The organism is Chelativorans alearensis (genome assembly GCF_010993735.1).
In the GTDB taxonomy this organism is placed as follows: domain Bacteria; phylum Pseudomonadota; class Alphaproteobacteria; order Rhizobiales; family Rhizobiaceae; genus Chelativorans; species Chelativorans alearense.
On sequence record NZ_WQNI01000005.1, the window covers coordinates 290,141 to 306,247 of the forward strand.

At 66.2% G+C, this 16,107-nt stretch carries 15 protein-coding genes; 7 read left to right on the forward strand and 8 right to left on the reverse strand.

Going from position 1 to position 16,107, the window contains the following annotated elements:
* Positions 1-10: 10 nt before the first annotated feature.
* From GPJ75_RS09735 to puuE, 4 genes are all read right to left on the reverse strand, one after another.
* Entirely contained in the window at positions 11-607 is a 597-nt protein-coding gene (locus GPJ75_RS09735; protein WP_163267508.1) for a nucleoside deaminase, read from the reverse strand.
* A complete protein-coding gene (locus GPJ75_RS09740) occupies positions 604-1,104 on the reverse strand; it encodes an ureidoglycolate lyase (RefSeq protein WP_163267510.1) in 501 nt (166 codons plus the stop codon). The genes GPJ75_RS09735 and GPJ75_RS09740 overlap by 4 nt, the downstream gene beginning before the upstream one ends.
* A gap of 212 nt (positions 1,105-1,316) precedes the next feature.
* A complete protein-coding gene (locus GPJ75_RS09745) occupies positions 1,317-2,174 on the reverse strand; it encodes a bifunctional allantoicase/(S)-ureidoglycine aminohydrolase (RefSeq protein ID WP_163267777.1) in 858 nt (285 codons plus the stop codon).
* A gap of 2 nt (positions 2,175-2,176) precedes the next feature.
* Positions 2,177-3,592, reverse strand: coding sequence for an allantoinase PuuE (gene puuE / locus GPJ75_RS09750; RefSeq protein ID WP_163267779.1), 1,416 nt, complete (start codon positions 3,590-3,592; stop codon positions 2,177-2,179).
* A gap of 193 nt (positions 3,593-3,785) precedes the next feature.
* Here puuE and uraH point away from each other — a divergent pair, with 193 nt between their 5' ends.
* The 4 genes from uraH (at position 3,786) to xdhC (ending at position 9,216) form a co-directional block, all read left to right on the forward strand.
* Positions 3,786-4,151: a hydroxyisourate hydrolase gene (gene uraH / locus GPJ75_RS09755; RefSeq protein WP_163267512.1), complete on the forward strand. Its 366-nt coding sequence runs from the start codon at positions 3,786-3,788 to the stop codon at positions 4,149-4,151.
* Entirely contained in the window at positions 4,151-5,626 is a 1,476-nt protein-coding gene (xdhA, locus tag GPJ75_RS09760) for a xanthine dehydrogenase small subunit (protein WP_163267514.1), read from the forward strand. Before uraH ends, xdhA begins: the two co-directional genes overlap by 1 nt.
* A gap of 1 nt (position 5,627) precedes the next feature.
* Positions 5,628-7,967 (forward strand): xanthine dehydrogenase molybdopterin binding subunit, encoded by a 2,340-nt coding sequence (gene xdhB, locus GPJ75_RS09765; protein ID WP_163267516.1) that lies wholly within the window; start codon positions 5,628-5,630, stop codon positions 7,965-7,967.
* 445 nt (positions 7,968-8,412) lie between these two features.
* A complete protein-coding gene (xdhC, locus tag GPJ75_RS09770) occupies positions 8,413-9,216 on the forward strand; it encodes a xanthine dehydrogenase accessory protein XdhC (protein WP_163267518.1) in 804 nt (267 codons plus the stop codon).
* Positions 9,217-9,331: 115 nt separating this feature from the next.
* Here the strand turns inward: xdhC and GPJ75_RS09775 are convergent, their stop codons facing one another.
* From GPJ75_RS09775 to GPJ75_RS09785, 3 genes are read right to left on the reverse strand one after another with little or no spacing between them, the layout of a single operon-like run.
* A complete protein-coding gene (locus tag GPJ75_RS09775; protein ID WP_163267519.1) occupies positions 9,332-9,598 on the reverse strand; it encodes a CopG family antitoxin in 267 nt (88 codons plus the stop codon).
* Positions 9,564-9,878, reverse strand: a complete 315-nt coding sequence (locus GPJ75_RS09780; protein WP_163267521.1) for a BrnT family toxin — start codon at positions 9,876-9,878, stop codon at positions 9,564-9,566. Before GPJ75_RS09780 ends, GPJ75_RS09775 begins: the two co-directional genes overlap by 35 nt.
* A gap of 44 nt (positions 9,879-9,922) precedes the next feature.
* Positions 9,923-10,843, reverse strand: coding sequence for a LysR family transcriptional regulator (locus tag GPJ75_RS09785; RefSeq protein WP_163267523.1), 921 nt, complete (start codon positions 10,841-10,843; stop codon positions 9,923-9,925).
* Positions 10,844-11,104: 261 nt separating this feature from the next.
* Between GPJ75_RS09785 and GPJ75_RS09790 the strand changes: the two genes are divergently transcribed.
* Genes GPJ75_RS09790 through GPJ75_RS09800 form a run of 3 tightly spaced genes read left to right on the forward strand, consistent with a single transcriptional unit; the run spans position 11,105 to position 14,921 of the window.
* Entirely contained in the window at positions 11,105-12,319 is a 1,215-nt protein-coding gene (locus tag GPJ75_RS09790) for a urate hydroxylase PuuD (protein WP_163267525.1), read from the forward strand.
* A 10-nt stretch (positions 12,320-12,329) separates the two neighbouring features.
* Complete coding sequence (guaD, locus tag GPJ75_RS09795) at positions 12,330-13,634, forward strand: guanine deaminase (RefSeq protein ID WP_163267527.1); 1,305 nt, start codon at positions 12,330-12,332, stop codon at positions 13,632-13,634.
* 15 nt (positions 13,635-13,649) lie between these two features.
* On the forward strand, positions 13,650-14,921 hold the full coding sequence (locus tag GPJ75_RS09800) for a glycerate kinase type-2 family protein (protein ID WP_163267529.1): 1,272 nt from the start codon (positions 13,650-13,652) through the stop codon (positions 14,919-14,921).
* A 111-nt stretch (positions 14,922-15,032) separates the two neighbouring features.
* Here GPJ75_RS09800 and GPJ75_RS09805 read toward each other — a convergent pair whose 3' ends face one another.
* Positions 15,033-16,001: a WD40 repeat domain-containing protein gene (locus GPJ75_RS09805; RefSeq protein WP_163267781.1), complete on the reverse strand. Its 969-nt coding sequence runs from the start codon at positions 15,999-16,001 to the stop codon at positions 15,033-15,035.
* Positions 16,002-16,107: the final 106 nt, after the last annotated feature.

Sequence of the window (16,107 nt, forward strand, 5' to 3'; positions counted from 1 at the left end):
TGGGGCCGCCTCAGTTCAGCGGAATGTCGTTCTCCGCCTTGCCGGCCTGATAGACCTCCGAGAGTTTGTCGTAGCTGGCGGAAATCCGCGCGATCCGCGCCTCTATCCGCTCCCGCCCCGGTTCCGGCAGGGCGCGCACGAGCCTTCGGATGGAATAGCTCTTCCAGAAAGCGTTCTCCGCGTTGTAGCCGCCGGGGTCGAGCGTGAAGACCTCCTTCAGGATTTTCAGGTCGTGCGGGATGGCGAAGGAATCGCGCGAATCTTCATGGCTGAAGAGGTAGTAGAAATTGTCGAAGCCGGTCCAGGTGATGGCGGAAAGGCACAGCGAGCACGGCTCGTGGGTGGCGAGGAAGATGCAATCGCCCGGTTCGGGACGCTGTTCCCTGGGCAGCTCGTAGAAGCGCTTCAGCGCGTGCACCTCGCCGTGCCAGAGCGGGTTTTCCAGTTCGTTGTTGGTTTCCGCCAGAACCAGCGACAGGTCGCTTTTCTTGAGGATCGCCGCGCCGAAGAGCTTGTTGCCGACCACAACGCCGGCGGCCGTCATCGGCACGATGTCGTGCTCGATCACGTCGAGAAGGCGGTCGAGGAGTGTCGCGTCGTCGTTCATGGCACGTCCGGAAGGTGGATTTCGTAGGGCTCGGGGAAGAAGAATTCTTCCAGGTTGTTGCCGTCGCCGCCCCGGTCGACGACGAGGAAATCCTGCTCCTCGCCGATGGGGGTGAGGACCGCGTGCCAGGTGTTGCGGGCGTAGTTCACGCCCTGGCCCGGCTGCGTGAGGAAGGCTTGCGGCGTGCCCGGCTTTCCCCCTTCATCGGGGCAGACGGCCACCAGGAAGGGCCGGGGGATGAGGGGCATGAAGGCCTGGCTGCCGAGGGGGTGGCGCTCGACCATGGCGAGCTTTAGCGGCAGGGGGTAGGGCTGGGCGCGGAAGATGTTGAAAAGCACCCGCGCGTTCTCGCCTGTCGCCTCGACGCGCGCCAGATCGTGGAAGCGGCGGCACTTGCCGTTGTTGATGAGGAAGCTTTCAGTGCCGTCGGTTTCGATGACGTCGCCGAAGGGGGCGAAGGCTTGTTTCGTCAGTGGGTTGGCGGTGATGCGGGTCATGGCAGCCTTGCCCTGAAGGAGAGAGCAATCGCATATGAGTCATCTTTGCCGGCTTCGCCGGGACCCCCACCCCTTACCCCTCCCCTCAAGGGGGAGGGGGGCGTCGACGTCTCAGAATCCCCCTCCCCCTTGAGGGGAGGGGTAAGGGGTGGGGGTTCAATCAAAGACTCGGAGTCCATACGCGATAACCCTGCCTTGAAAGGGGAGAGACCTCAGCACGCCCTTCCACCGCCCGGTGCCCAAAGCTTCGCATGCCGGTTGACGTCCTTGTAGAGGAGGTAGCGGAACCTGCCGGGGCCGCCGGCATAGCAAGCCTGCGGGCAGAAGGCGCGGAGCCACATGAAGTCGCCAGCCTCCACCTCCACCCAGTCGCGGTTGAGCCGGTAGACGGCCTTGCCTTCGAGCACGTAGAGCCCGTGCTCCATGACGTGGGTTTCGGCAAAGGGGATGACGGCGCCGGGCTCGAAGGTGACGATGGTCACGTGCATGTCGTGGCGCATGTCGTCGGGGTCGACGAAACGCGTGGTCGCCCACTTGCCGTCGGTATTGGGCATCGGCGTCGGCGGCACGTCTTCTTCGTTGGTGAAGAAGGCTTCCGGCGCGGGCACGCCCTCCACTGCCTCGTAGGCCTTGCGGATCCAGTGGAAACGGGCGGGTGCCGTGCCTTCGTTGCGCGCGGTCCAGCCGCTTTTGGGCGGCAGGAAGGCATAGCCGCCGGGCCGCATGCGGTGGGCCGCGCCGTCGAGATGCACGGTCAGCTCCCCTTCGACGACGAAGAGCACGCCTTCGGCTTGCGTGTCGGGCTCCGGCCGCGCGCTGCCGCCGCCGGGCTCGACCTCCATGATGTATTGCGAAAAGGTCTCGGCAAAGCCGGTAAGCGGCCGGGCGATGACCCAGCAACGGGTCTTCTCCCAGAAGGGCAGCCGGCTCGTCACGATGTCGCGCATCACCCCCTTCGGGATGACGGCATAGGCCTCCGTGAAGACGGCGCGGCCGGTGATGAGCTCGCCCTGGCCGGGCAGGCCGCCTGTCGGGGCGTAGTAGGCGCGGGCGCCGGTGTGGGGTTCCATGGTCATGAGGGCAAGAGATCCTTGAGCCGCAGATAGGCGATACGTTCGACCTGGCCGCAGGCGGTGGCGAACTCCTCGTCGCGGGCGTTTTCGAGGCGGGCTTCGAAAGCCTTCAGGATGCCGTCCTTGGTGTGATCCTTGACGGCTATGATGAAGGGGAAGCCGAATTTTTCGGTGTAGCGCGTGTTGAGGTCGGTGAAGCGAGCGCGCTCCCCGTCGGTGAGCGCGTCGAGGCCGGCGGTGGCCTGCTCGCTCGCCGATTCCGGCGTCAGGCGTTTTGCCGCCGCGAGCTTGCCGGCAAGGTCCGGGTGGGCGCTCAGCACGCCGAGCCGCTCCTCCTCGCTTGCCGCGCGGAAGGCGCGGGCCAGCGCGTTGTGGAGGCCGGCGGCACTATCGTGCGCAGGCCCCAGCTCCAGCCGGAAGGCGCGTTCGGCGATCCATGGCGAGTGCTCGAAGATGCCGCCGAAGCGGGATACGAACGCCGCCTCGTCCATGCGGCTGGGCCTCAAGCCCGGCGCTTCGTATGGATGATGCTCCATCCAGTGGCGGGCGATATCCATGCGGCGAGGCAGCCACACCTTCTCATGCCCTTTGACGTAGTCGATGAAGCGCTGCAGCGCTGCAGCGCGGCCTGGCCGGCCGATAAGGCGGCAGTGGAGGCCGACGCTCATCATGGCTGGCCGGCCGCGGCTGCCCTCTTCATAGAGCGTGTCGAAGGCGTCCTTGAGATAGGCGAAGAACTGGTCCCCCGAATTGAAGCCCTGTGGCGTCGCGAAACGCATGTCGTTGGCATCGAGCGTGTAGGGGATGACGAGTTGTGGGGAAATCGCGTTGCCGTGGCCGTCATGGTCGAGCCAGTAGGGCAGGTCGTCGTCGTATGTATCGGAGATCCAGGTAAAGCCGCCCTCCCCGGCCGCCAGCTTCACCGAGTTGACCGAGGTGCGGCCGAGGTAGAGCCCGGTAGGCCTATCGCCCACGACCTCGGCATGGAGCTGGATCGCCTCCTGAAGGTCGCGGCGCTCGTCCTCTTCGGCATAGGCGCGGTAGTCGATCCATTTGAGCCCGTGGCTGGCGATCTCCCACTTTGCCTCCCGCATGGCCGCGACCTGCTCCGGCGAGCGGGCAAGGGCGCTGGCGACGCCGAACACGGTGACGGGGACCCCGCCTTGCGTGAACATGCGGTGAAGCCGCCAGAAGCCGGCGCGGGCGCCGTATTCGTAGATCGATTCCATGTTCCAGTGGCGCATGCCCGGCCATGGGGCGGCGCCAACTATCTCCGACAGGAAGGCTTCCGAAGCTTCGTCGCCGTGGAGGACGCAATTTTCGCCGCCCTCCTCGTAGTTGACGACGAACTGTACGGCGACATGGGCCCCGCCCGGCCATTTCGGGTCCGGCGGATTTGCGCCGTAGCCGCGCATGTTCCTGAAATAGCGCCTCACCTTATGTTTCCTCTGGATTGTCCGTGCCTAAAGAATAGTCGAAGGGACGGCGTGCGCATTCCCCCGAAAAATTTGAAAGTCTTTTTGCCGCGTTTCTCGCCCCACCCCCTTATGCAAGCGATTGATTTGCCGCACAATCCATCGGACTAAGACAAGAACCAGAGGGAGACCCATGAGCGAGGAAGGCAAGGGCCGGCTGACGACCCATGTGCTCGACACCGCGGCAGGGCGACCGGCGGCGGACCTGGAAATAGCGCTCTACCGGCTGGAAGGCGAAGGCCGCACGCATATCAAGACCGTGAGGACCAACGCCGACGGGCGCTGCGATGCGCCGCTGCTTGCGGGCGACGCCTTTAGGCCCGGCGAATACGAGCTGGTTTTCCAGGTCGGCAATTACCTGCGCGGCAGGGGCGACACGCTGCCGGCGCCGGCGTTTCTGGACCGCGTGCCGATCCGCTTCGGCATGGCCGAGCACGCGCACTATCATGTGCCGCTGCTGGTCTCGCCCTATGGCTATTCTACATATCGGGGGAGCTGATGACGGCGATCCGCAACGAAATACGCTTCCTCCTGAACGGCCGCAAGGTTGCACTTGCCGACGTGCGCCCCGGTGAGACCCTGCTCGACTTCCTGCGGCTCGACCGCCGGCTGACGGGCACCAAGGAAGGGTGCGCGGAAGGCGATTGCGGCGCCTGCACGGTGCTGGTGGGGCGGCTTTCGGGCGGCAGGCTCGTCTATGAAAGCGTCAATGCCTGTATCCGCTTCCTGGCTTCGCTCGATGGCTGCCATGTCGTCACGGTGGAGCACCTGAAGCGGGCCGATGGCAGCCTGCACCCGGTGCAGCAGGCGCTTGTGGACTTCCACGGCTCGCAATGCGGCTTCTGCACGCCGGGCTTCGTGATGTCGCTCTACGCGCTGTGGATGCGCGAGCCGCAGCCCTCTACCCAAGCCATCGAGAAGGCGCTGCAGGGCAATCTCTGCCGCTGCACGGGCTATGAGCCGATCGTGCGGGCGGCGCGCGCCGTCTCCTCCTACGGCGAGGCGGGGGCGGACCCGCTGGCGGTGGAGCGCGCGGCCGTCGTCGCGGAGATCGAGGCGATGAAGGACGGCGCGCGGGTGGAGATCGGAAAGGGGCACGAGCGCCTCGTCATCCCCGCCGGGGTGGACGACCTGGCGGCGGTGCTGGAAGCCGAGCCGGACGCTACCATCGTCGCCGGGGCGACGGATGTCGGGCTGTGGGTGACGAAGTTCATGCGCGATATCGCGCCGGCGGTCTTCATCGGCGGGCTGGAGGAGCTGCGCGCGGTTTCGGAAGAGGACAGTGTGCTGACGATCGGCGCCGGCGTCAGCTATTCCGAGGCGCTGCCGCACCTTGCCGTCCGCATCCCGGCGCTGGGACCGCTGATCGACCGCGTGGGCGGCGAGCAGGTGCGCAACATGGGCACCATCGGCGGCAACATCGCCAACGGCTCGCCCATCGGCGACATGCCGCCGCCGCTGATCGCGCTCGGCGCCCGGCTGACCTTGCGCAAGGGCAAGGAGCGGCGCACAATCCCGCTCGAGGATTTCTTCATCGCCTACGGCAGGCAGGACCGCCGGCCCGGCGAGTTCGTCGAGGCGGTGCATGTGCCGCTGCCGGATGCCGGCACGCACTTTGCCGCCTGGAAGGTCTCCAAGCGCCGCGACGAGGACATCACCGCCGTGCTGGGCGCCTTCAACCTGGCGCTGAACGCGGACGGAAAGGTGACCGGGGTGCGTGTCGCCTATGGCGGCATGGCGGCGACGCCGAAACGGGCAGCCGCGGTGGAGGCGGAACTGATCGGCAAGACATGGACAGCCGGGACGGTGGAGCGGGCGATGGGAGCCTACGAGCGCGACTTCACGCCCATCAGCGACACGCGGGCGTCCGCCGCCTACCGCATGCTGACGGCGAAGAACCTTCTGAAGCGCTTCTTCCTGGAGACGTCGGGCGCGGGCGGGCCGCTCATGGTTTCGCGTGACGAGGCAGCTTGAGATGACGAGACACGAGACGCTCAACCTGAGAAAGGCGAAGATCGCCGGCGGGGTCGCCACCGACCGGCGCCACGATTCCGCCCACAAGCACGTGACCGGCGAAGCCGTCTATATCGACGATATGGCCGAGCCCGCCGGCACGCTGCACGCCTATCTCGGCCTGTCGGAGGTGGCGCACGGCGCGATCCGCTCGATCGACCTGACAGCGGTGGAAAGCGCGCCGGGCGTGGTGGCGGTGCTGACGGCGAAGGACGTGCCGGGCATCAACGATATCAGCCCCGCCGGCCTTCATGACGAGCCCATTCTGGCCGAGGGGGATGTGCAGTTTCTCGGCCAGCCGGTGTTCGCCGTGATCGCGCAGACGCGCGAGGCCGCGCGCCGCGCCTGCCGCCTGGCGAAGGTCGAATACGAGGAGAAGCCGGCGCTGATCGACATCGCCGAGGTCGAGCCGCAAGGCGCCCGCCTCGTCACCAAGCCGCTGATGCTGGCGCGCGGGACGGCGGCGGAGGCCATTCGCGCTGCGCCCCGGCGCATCAAGGGCAGGATGCGCGTTGGCGGGCAGGACCATTTCTACCTGGAAGGCCAGATCGCCTTCGCCCTGCCGGGCGAGGACGCGGATGTCACCGTCCATTCCTCCACGCAGCACCCGAGCGAGGTGCAGCACATGGTGGCGCATGCGCTGGGTGTGCCCTCGCACGCCGTCACGATAGAGGTGCGGCGCATGGGCGGCGCCTTCGGCGGCAAGGAGACGCAGGCGAACCTCTTCGCGGCGATCGCGGCGATTGCCGCCAAGCGCACCGGAAGGCCGGTGAAGATCCGCCCCGACCGCGACGACGACATGACGGCGACGGGCAAGCGGCACGACTTCCTGATCGACTACGAGGTGGGTTTCGACGAGGAAGGCAACATCCTCGGCGTCGACTTAACCTATGCCGCGCGCTGCGGCTTTTCCGCCGATCTTTCGGGGCCGGTGACGGACCGGGCGCTGTTTCACTGCGACAACGCCTATTTCTATCCCGCGGTGCGCGCGGTCTCCGCGCCGCTCTATACCAACACCGTCTCCAACACCGCCTTCCGCGGCTTCGGCGGGCCGCAGGGCATGCTGGGGGCGGAGAGGATCATCGACGAGGTGGCTTTCGCGCTCGGCAAGGACCCGCTGGAGATCCGCAAGCGCAATTTTTACGGTAACGGCAACCGTAACGTTACTCCCTATCACCAGGAAGTGGAGGATAATGTCGTTCACCGCGTCGTCTCGGAAGTGGAAAAGAGCGCCGGCTACGCCGCCCGCCGCCGCGCCATCGCCGCGTTCAACGCGAAGAGCGAGATCGTCAAGCGCGGCATCGCGCTCACGCCGGTGAAATTCGGCATCTCGTTCACGGCCACCCACTTCAACCAGGCCGGCGCCTTGGTGCATGTCTACACCGACGGCTCGGTGCACCTGAACCACGGCGGCACGGAGATGGGCCAGGGGCTCTATGTGAAGGTCGCCCAGGTGGTGGCGGAAGAGTTCCAAATCGACATCGGTGAGGTGAAGATCACGGCGACGACGACGGGCAAGGTGCCCAACACATCCGCCACCGCCGCCTCCTCCGGCTCGGACCTCAACGGCATGGCCGCGCAGAACGGCGCCCGCCAGATCAAGAACCGCCTCATCGATTTCGCGGCCGAACGATACGGCGTGCCGCAGGAGCAGATCGTGTTCCTGCCGGGCCGCGTGCGCGTGGGCAATCAGGAAATCCCCTTCCCCGACCTCGTGCGCCAGGCCTATATGGCCCGCGTCCAGCTTTCGGCGGCGGGTTTCTACAAGACGCCGAAAATCCATTGGGACCGCGACAGCGGGCGCGGACGGCCCTTCTACTATTTCGCCTATGGCGCGGCGTGCGCGGAGGTCTCGGTCGACACGTTGACCGGCGAATACATGGTGGAGCGGGTGGATATCCTGCACGAGACCGGCAAATCGCTGAACCCGGCCATCGATCTCGGCCAGATCGAGGGCGGCTTCATCCAGGGCATGGGATGGCTGACGACCGAGGAGCTCGTCTGGGACGGGAAGGGCCGGCTGACGACCCACGCCCCTTCGACCTACAAGATCCCGCTCGCTTCGGACCGGCCGAAGGTCTTCAACGTGACACTGGCCGACTGGGCGGAGAACACTGAGCCTACCATCCACCGCTCAAAGGCGGTGGGCGAGCCGCCCTTCATGCTGGCGATGTCGGTGCTGCATGCGCTGTCCGATGCCGTGGCGAGCGTGGCGGGCCACAAGCACTGCCCGCGCCTCGATGCGCCGGCGACGCCGGAAAGGGTGCTGATGGCGGTGGAGCGGCTGAGGGCGGAGGCGTAGATTGGGCGGCTTTGTGCGACTATCTTTCTGAGATCATGGCACACGTCGCCACCACCCCCCTCTGCCCTGCCGGGCATCTCCCCCTCAAGGGGGGAGATTGTGCTGGCCGCTTGCTCTGCAACGCTGGCGATTGGCGAAACCATAGGCAACGGCCAATCTCCCTCCTTGAGGGCAGGGCTATCGCATATGGACGGAGTCTTTGTTCGGCTTCGCCTGGACCCCCACCCCTCACCCCTCCCCTCAAGGGGGAGGGGGGCGTCGACGCCTCAGAATCCCCCTCCCCCTTGAGGGGTGGGGTGAGGGGTGGGGGTCCGATCAAGGACTCAAAATCCATATGTGATAGTCCTGTCCTTGAGGGGGAGATGCCCGGCAGGGCAGAGGGGGGTGGTGGCGACGTGCGCCGATGCCAGCCGGCGAACAGCCCAAACCGGCGGTGCCAGCAACCATGACCGCCCTCGCCAAATCCCTCACTGCCTTCCTGGACGCCGCCCCCGATACGGCCATCGTGGAAGTGCGCGAAGCCAAAGGCTCCACCCCGCGCGAGACGGGCGCCTGGATGCTTGTCTCGCCCGACGGCATCTTCGGCACCATCGGCGGCGGGCAGCTGGAATTCCTGGCGATCGCCAAGGCGCGCGAATTGATCGCCGAGAACGTTGCCAGCGGTGCGCTGGACATTCCGCTGGGGCCGGAGATCGGGCAATGCTGTGGCGGCCGCGTGGCGCTCGATATCCGCATTGCCGGGCGAAAGGAGCGCACCGAACTCCTGAAGCGTGCGGGGGACGAGGATGCGGGGCGCCCGCATGTCTACCTCTTCGGCGGCGGCCATGTTGGCCACGCGCTGGCCAAGGCGCTGGCGCTTCTTCCAGTACGCGCGGTGGTCGTGGAGACGCGGGCGGAGGCGCTCGCGGACATGCCGGAGGAGGTGGAGAAGCGGCTGACGGCGGTGCCCGAGGAAGCCGTACGCGAGGCGCCCGCCGGCTCGGCTTTCGTCGTCCTCACCCACGACCACGCGCTGGATTTTCTGATCGTCTCCGAAGCGCTGTCGCGGGAGGATGCGGCCTATGTCGGCATGATCGGTTCGAAGACCAAGAAGGCGACCTTCAAGAGCTGGTATCTGAAGAACGGCGGCGAGGAAGACCGCCTCTCCCGCCTCGTGACGCCCATCGGCGGGGGAGACGTGCGCGACAAGCGCCCGGCGGTCATCGCGGCGATGGCGGCAGCGGAGGTGATGCGGGCGGTAGTGATCTGACCCAAACAGATGGTGCCCATCTGTTTGGGAAAGTCAGCCCACAAGCTATTAATCTGGTGGGGCGATTTGTCCTGACAGATGGGTACCATCTGTCAGGATCGCACCACTAGCCCGTTCATGATGCGCGCTTGTCCGGCTGGGACACTACTTCCTCAAGCGCTTCCCGAATAAGCCGCTGATAAGGAATACCACGCTCCCTCGCCCTGCCTTTTACTGCGTCCAGAAGCGAGGAAGGCAGACGCATGTTCACCCGAGCCTCCTTCTTCTCGAACTCGAACCGGACAGGCTTCATCCCGCTGAGGTCGTATTCCGTGAGATCGGCGTTCGCGACGAACTCCTCGGCTTCCTCATCGGTTTTGAGAACGGGCAATTTCTTCTTCAAGATAACGCCTTTCCTTCTCGCGCATGTAGCGGGCGCTGATGGGCCGTATCAACGGTGCTCTACCTTCCCCGCCCTGCCGAAACGTGAAAACAACGAGAATGTTGCGCTGATCGGCATTCGCGCCCACGGCTATGTAGCGCACTTCGTTGCGCATTCGCTCCGGCGCGGGGACAATTGTGACAACACTGTCGAAAAGTGCCTCGATGTCTTGCCTGCTGACTCCGTGTTTTCCGCATTTCGGCCAATTACCGGCATCCCAGTCAAAGCCGGAAGACCTCATATCGCCCCCCAAAATTAGTATTTGTGTGTACAAATGTCAACACTTCACCGCCCCTCCAATATCTCACCAATTATACGCTGGCAGCGCTCGACCATGAAATCCAGCAGCAGGCGCACCTTGGGATCCTGGAATTTCTTGTGCGGGTAGACGGCGGCGAGCTTGACGGAGGGGGGCGGTGTGTCGGGGAGGATGACTTTCAGCCGGCGGTCGCGCAGGAACGGTTCGATCTCGAAGCGCGGCTTGTTGATGATGCCGTGGCCGGCCAGCGCCCAACCGGTGATCACGTCGCCGTCGTCGGAATCGAACGGGCCGCTCACCTCGAACTTCTTCGGCCCGTCGGGGGTCTCGAGCGTCCAGAAATATTCGCGCGCGCCGGGAAAACGCAAAAGAAGGCACTCGTGCCCGTCCTCGACAAGCTGTTCCGGCCGTGCCGGCTCGCCGCGCCGCGCCAGATAGGCGGGGGCGGCCGCCAGCACGCGCTCGCAATCCATGATGCCGCGCATGCGCAGGCTGGAATCCTCCAGAAGCCCCAGCTTGAAGGCGACATCGATGCCCTCGCGCATGATATCCACCTCGTGGTCGGAAAGCCGCAGGCGCACCTCGATATGCGGGTAGAGCTCATGGAATTCGGGGATGGCGCCGGCGATCAGCCGCTTGCCGATGCCGAGAGGCGCGGTGACGCGGATGGTGCCGCGCGGCTGGCCGGAAAGCGCGGCCACGGAAGCCTCCGCCTCCTCCACCGCTTCCAGCACCTTTTTCGCGCCGTCGTAGAAGGCGCGGCCATGCTCGGTCGGCGTCAGTTGCCGTGTCGTGCGGTTCAGGAGCCGCACGCCGAGATATTTTTCGAGTTCCTTGACGCGGTTGGAGGCGACCGCAGCCGAGATACGCATGTCGCGCCCGGCCGCCGAAAGGCTGCCCAGTTCCACCACCCGCACGAAGACGGAAATATTGTCGAGATAGGCCATCGGATTTTCAAACCTCCGGCGCCATTATTTTCCAGAAAATTTTGAAAGTCATCGTGCCCTGCCCCCCTTTCGGTTTATGGCGGAAGCCGTAACTTGGTCTCGCTCGAGCGAGAGGGCTTGAGTTCGGGTCTTTCGACCCCCACTCCGTCTCGGCCTTCGGCCGATCCACCTCTCCCCGCTCGACGGGGGAGAGGTGGATCGGGGCAAAGCCCCGAGACGGAGTAGGGGTAAGTCCAGAACCCTTCGAAGCGGGGAACAGGAATGAACGATTACGCCGTACTGTGGGACTGGCTGTCCTTCGCCGTGCGCTGGCTGCATGTGGTGACGGCCATCGCGTGGATTGGCTCATCCTTCTATTTCATCGCCCTCGACCTTGGCCTCGTGAAGCGACCGGGCCTGCCCGAGGGCGTTTATGGCGAGGAATGGCAGGTGCATGGCGGCGGCTTCTACAATATCCAGAAGTATCTGGTGGCGCCGGCTTCGCTGCCCGAGCACTTGACCTGGTTCAAGTGGGAATCCTACTTCACCTGGCTCTCCGGCTTCGCGCTGCTGGCCATCGTCTACTACGCGGGCGCCGACCTCTACCTTATCGACCGCAACGTGCTCGACGTTTCCGCGCCAATCGCCATCCTCATCTCGCTCGCCTCCATCGGCATCGGCTGGCTGGTCTACGACGTGCTGTGCAAGTCGCGGCTCGGCAAGAACGATACCGCCCTGATGCTGCTGCTCTACGTCGTGCTGGTGGCGATAAGCTGGGGTTATACGCAGCTCTTCACCGGGCGGGCCGCCTTCCTGCATCTGGGCGCCTTCACCGCCACCATCATGACGGCGAACGTCTTCCTCATCATCATTCCCAACCAGAAGATCGTGGTGGCGGACCTGAAGGCGGGGCGCGTGCCGGCGGCGAAGCTGGGGGCGCAGGCCAAGCAGCGCTCGCTGCACAACAACTACCTCACCCTGCCGGTGATCTTCCTGATGCTGTCGAACCACTACCCGCTGGCCTTCGGCACCAGGTTCAACTGGGTGATCGCGGCGCTCATCTTCATCATCGGCGTGCTCATCCGCCACTATTTCAACACGATGCACGCCCGCAAGGGCAATCCGCACTGGACGTGGGGGCTTTCAGCGGTGATCTTCGTCATCATCATGTGGCTTTCCACGGTGCCGGAGGTGCTGACGGGCGAGCGGCGCATCTCGGCCGCCGAGGAGCGCTTTGTCGCCTCCACCCACTTTCCCGCCGTGCGCGACACGGTGATGGGGCGCTGCGCCATGTGCCATGCGGCCGAGCCCGGCTACGAGGGCATCCACATGGCCCCGAAGAAGGTGGAACTCGACACGGACGCGGCCATTGCCGCGCATGCGCGCGAAATCTACCTTCAGGCGGGCCGGAGCCACGCCATGCCGCCGGGCAACGTCTCGGGCATGACCGAGGACGAGCGCCGCCTGCTTGTCACTTGGTTCGAGGAAGCGCGATGAGGCGACGGACATGACCAAAACACTCATCCGCGGCCGCCTGCTCGCCTTCCTGGCCGAGCCGCAGGCGGTCGACGACCATGCATCCTACGTTTACGAGGAGGACGGCGCCGTGCTGGTGGAGGACGGCGTCATCCTCGCTTCCGGCGCCTATGCGCAAGTGGCGCCTGACACCGGCGGAGCGGAGACGGTGGACCACCGCCCGCATCTCCTTATGCCGGGCTTGATCGATGCCCATGCGCACTTCCCGCAGATGCAGGTGATCGCCAGCTTCGGGGCGGAGCTTCTCGACTGGCTCAACACCTACACCTTTCCGGCGGAGACGAAATTTTCCGATCCCGCCCATGCGGCGCGCATCGCCGGCTGTTTCCTCGACGAGATGGCGCGCCACGGCACCACCACTGCCGCCGTCTATTGCACGGTGCACTCCGATTCGGCCGATGCCTTCTTCGCCGAGGCTCAGCGGCGGGGCATGTGCATGATCGCCGGCAAGGTGATGATGGACCGCAACGCGCCGGCAGCGCTCACCGACACGGCGCAATCGAGCTATGACGACACCAAGGCGCTGATCGCCAGGTGGCACGGCAAGGGGCGGCTCAACTACGCCATCACCCCGCGCTTCGCCATCACCTCGACGCCCGGGCAGATGGAGATGGCCGCGGCGCTGGCGGCCGAGCATCCGGATTTGCATATCCAGACGCATCTTTCGGAAAACCATGCGGAGATCGCCTTTTCGGGTGAACTCTATCCCGATTGCGGCGACTACACCGGTATCTACGCCCGTTACGGCCTTACCGGCCCGAAGAGCCTGTTCGGCCACTGCATCCATCTTTCCGAGCGCGAGGCCGACGTGCTGGCGGAATCGGGCTCGGTGGCCGTCTTCTGCCCCACATCCAACCTCTTCCTCGGCTCCGGCCTGTTCGACTACCAGCGCTACCGCCGGCGGGAAAAACCCCTGCGCATCGCCGCGGCGACGGATGTCGGCGGCGGCACCAACTATTCCATGCTGCGCACCATGGACGAGGGCTACAAGGTGATCGCGCTCAACGGCGAGAAGCTGAACCCGCTCGCCTCCTTCTGGCAGATCACGCGCGGCAATGCGGAGGCGCTGTCGCTGGAAAGCCGCATCGGCACGCTGGAGGCGGGCAGCGATGCCGACCTCGTGGTGCTTAACGCCCGCGCCACGCCGGCGATGCGCCTGCGCATGGAAACGGTCGAGACCCTTGCGGAAGAGCTCTTCGTGCTGCAAACCCTTGGCGACGACCGCGCCGTGGTGGAGACCTACGTCGCGGGCACGCCGATGAAACAGGGTTTGTAAGACGTAGGAGGGAGTGTGGCCGCCGAGATAGAGCCGCGTCGCCTTTTCGAGGATCTCTTCCGTGCGGCCGTCGCCGCCGCCGATCCGAGGGAAATCATCCCCGACTTCCTCCCCGCCCGGCCCAAGGGCCGCACCGTCGTCGTCGGTGCCGGCAAGGGGGCGGCGCAGATGGCGCGGGCTTTCGAGGAGGCGTGGGACGGGCCGCTCGAAGGCGCCGTCGTCACACGCTACGGCTACGGCGCGCGGACGGAGCGGATCGCGGTGATCGAAGCCGCCCACCCGGTGCCCGATGCCGCGGGGCTGAAGGGTGCGCGGCGGCTCCTGAAGCTCGTCGAAGGGCTGACGGCGGACGATCTGGTGGTGGCGCTCGTCTGCGGCGGCGGCTCGGCGCTTCTGCCCGCTCCGCCGCCCGGCCTGAGGCTGGAGGACGAAATCGCCGTCAACGAGGCGCTGCTCGCCTCCGGCGCGCCCATCTCGGCCATGAACACCGTGCGCAAGCACCTCTCCGTCATCAAGGGCGGCCGGCTGGCGGCCGCCGCGCACCCGGCGCGCGTCGTCTCGCTGATCGTTTCCGACATTCCGGGCGACAACCCGGCGCTCGTCTCCTCCGGCCCCACCGTGCCGGACGCAGCGAACCGGCAGGATGCGCTTGCCGTCGTCGAGGCGTGGCGGCTGCGGCTGCCGCCGGCGGCGCTGCGCCATCTGCATTCGCCACAGGCGGACGCGCCGAAGCCCGACGACCCGCGCTTTGCCGGCAACGAGGTGCACATCGTCGCCTCCGCCGCCCGCTCGCTGGAGGCCGCGGCCGCCGCCGCGCAGGCGCATGGCATCACGCCGGCGATCCTCTCCGACGCCATCGAGGGCGAGGCGCGCGAGGTTGGGCGGGTGCACGCGGCAATCGCCCGCGAGGTGGCGCTGCGCGACCGCCCGTTCCGGAAGCCGGTGCTCATGCTCTCGGGCGGCGAGACGACAGTCACCATCCGCGAGAAGGGCGGGCGCGGCGGGCGCAATAGCGAGTTCCTGCTGGCGCTCGCGCTGGGGGTGGAGGGCGTGGGCGATATCGCCGCCTTCGCCGCCGATACGGACGGCATCGACGGGTCGGAGGAGAATGCCGGCGCCTTCGCCGACCACACCACCGCCGCCAGGCTGCGCGCGGCCGGCCACGACCCGAAGGCGCTGCTTGCCAGACACGACGCCTGGGGCGCGTTTAATGCGCTGGGGGACCTGTTCGTGCCGGGGCCGACGGGGACGAACGTGAACGACCTGCGAGCGGTGCTGGTAAGGTGATGCCCGGCCCTAGACCAGTTCACCGTTTCACGGAATCGATGAACTGATCCAACTCGTTGTTTTGTCGCAATTCCGGACGGAAAACCGGTTTCCACTTTTCCTGGAATTGCTCTACGCGGAAATATCCACCACGCCGCATTCCCCCGTCTCGCAACCGAAGGCGAGGCGGCGGCCCTCGCCGTCCCAACTCATCGCGGTGACGGCGCCCTTGCCGGGGCGGCGCAGGAGCACTTCCTTCTGGTCGGCAAAGCGGGCAGCGAGCACCATGCCGTCGGCATAGCCGATCGCCACGATCTCCTCGATGGGGTGGCAGCAGACGTGGGTCACCATCGCATCGCCGCGCGTGCCGAGCTCCAGCGGCGTCTTGCCCATGGGGCCGTCCTTGGCCTGGAACGGCCAGACGATGGCCGCGGGCGCGCCCGATGTGGCGAGCCATCTGCCTTTGGCGCTCCATGAAAAGCTCTTCACCTTCACTGGGTAGCCGGCCATGCGCATGTGCTTGCCGTCGGCGAGCTTCCAGCCGTGCAGGGCATTTTCCTGCATGGTGGTGACGAGGAACCTGCCGTCGGGGGAGAAGGTGATGCCCATATGGGCGCCCGCCCATTCGAGCTCGGCAGGTTTACCCTCGGTGGCGGGAAAGTGCAGCGTGGCGCCGTTGTAGCGCGCAACGGCGAGCCGCATGCCCTTGGGCGCGAAGGCAAGGCCCTCGACCGAACGCGGGTGCTGGAATTCGCGCAGGCGCCCATCCGCGAAGCGCACATAGGCGATACGGCCGCTGGCGAAAGCCACCGCACCCTGCGGCCCGGCGGCGACGCTGGTGACCCACTTGCGGCCGACCTCCGCCAGAAGCTCGACCGAGCCGTCGGGCAAGACGGCCACGACCTTGCCGTCCTCGCCGCCGGTCACGAGCCGTGTGCCGTCGGGGGCGGCGGCCAGGAGGCCGTCATGGGCTTCCACGCGTTTGTGGCCGTGGTCGAGCCGGTGGATGACGCCGTCGGCGAGCGCGAAGTGGGGGATGTCGTTGAGCCAGGCGGCGGCAACGCAGTGGGCGTCGAGGTCGAGCGGGGCGATGGTGGGCATGGGGTTTAGCGTTTGCTCCTGCAAGTGAGGGGGCGGCACCCCGCCCTCGTGGTGAGCCCCTTCGGCAAGCTCAGGGCTCACCATGAGGGCTCCTGTTTGCGCCCAT